The organism is Sphingobium limneticum (assembly GCF_008710155.1).
Taxonomy (GTDB): domain Bacteria; phylum Pseudomonadota; class Alphaproteobacteria; order Sphingomonadales; family Sphingomonadaceae; genus Sphingobium; species Sphingobium limneticum.
In genome coordinates this window covers 1-1,428 of sequence record NZ_VYPZ01000085.1, presented here as the reverse complement: position 1 = coordinate 1,428, position 1,428 = coordinate 1, and the positions used below count along the sequence as shown (strand labels likewise).

The 1,428-nt window shown below is 60.4% G+C and carries 1 protein-coding gene; it reads right to left on the bottom strand.

Features of this window, described 5'->3' with window-relative positions; translation table 11 throughout:
* Positions 1–69: 69 nt before the first annotated feature.
* Complete coding sequence (locus F4U94_RS24040; RefSeq protein WP_150412353.1) at positions 70–1,269, bottom strand: IS256 family transposase; 1,200 nt, start codon at positions 1,267–1,269, stop codon at positions 70–72.
* Between the last annotated feature and the right edge of the window lie 159 nt (positions 1,270–1,428).

The following is a 1,428-nucleotide window of genomic DNA, read 5'->3' as shown; positions in this document are numbered from 1 at the left end:
GATCGTGTCCCACAGCGTGGTGTAGGTTCGCTGGGATAGCCACAGCGACCTCCGGCTAAGCCGGATTGATCATGCTGCCATGGCAGGCAACGTGATGATGGGATTATCGCTTAAACCTGAGACGCTCTCAAGTGTCATGTAGCGGCAGCGTTGGACGGCCCATTCGTCGTTCTGTTCCAGAAGGATAGCGCCGACGAGACGGGTAATCGCCTCTTCGTTGGGGAAGATACCGACAACATCGGTGCGCCGCTTGATCTCGCCATTGAGCCGCTCGATCGGATTGTTGCTGTGCAACTTCGTGCGGTGTTGGGCTGGGAAGGTCATGTAGGCCAGCACATCCTCCTCGGCGCTGTCCATCAGGGCAGCGAGTTTTGGCACGGTAGGGCGCAATTGATCAGCGACGCTGCGCCATTGGGCCATTGCGGCCTCTGGAGTTTCCTGGGCGAAAGCGGTGGCGATGAATGCCGACACGACCCGGCGTCCGCTCTTGCCGGCATGGGCCAGCGCATTGCGCATGAAATGAACCCGGCATCGCTGCCAGGTGGCGCTGAACACTTTGGCGACGGAAGCTTTTATGCCTTCATGGGAATCGGAGATCACCAGCTTCACGCCGCGCAGACCGCGACGAGCAAGGCTGCGTAGAAACTCGGTCCAGAAGACCTCCGCTTCGGAATGACCGATCGCCATGCCGAGCACTTCGCGCCGGCCATCGCTGTTAACGCCAACGGCAATGATGACCGCGACAGAGACGATGCGACCGGCTCGCCGCACTTTGATGTAGGTCGCGTCCATCCAGAGATAGGGCCAGTCGCCTTCGATCGGACGATCGAGAAAGGCCTTCACCCGCTCGTCGATCTCCACGCACAGTCGGCTGACCTGGCTCTTTGAGATCCCACTCATGCCCATGGCTTTGACCAGATCGTCCACAGAGCGGGTCGAGATCCCCTGGATATAGGCTTCCTGGATGACGGCCGTCAGTGCCTTCTCTGCCATACGGCGGGGCTCCAGAAACCCTGGAAAATATGTTCCCTTGCGCAGCTTGGGGATCCGCAGCTCGACCGTCCCTGCTCGCGTCTCCCAGTCCCGATCCCGATAGCCGTTGCGCTGCGCGAGGCGCTCAGGATCTTTCTCACCATAGGCAGCGCCGGTCGCACTGCCCACCTCCAGTTCCATCAGCCGCTGCGCGGCAAAGCCGATCATGTCGCGTAGAAAATCGCCGTCGGCTGTCTTCCCAACCAGAGCGTGCAGGTCCATCTTGTCATTGGTCATCGGAGGTCTCCGTAAGTTGAGCTTCGCAACCCAAACTTATCCGAAGTTCGCCGGTGACCACCCGCGAAACTGACCGGCCGCTACAGCGCTTTATCGATGAGCGCGCGTCCGGTCAGCTTCGCTACCCTCAAAACCTACACCACGCGCCGGGACACGACC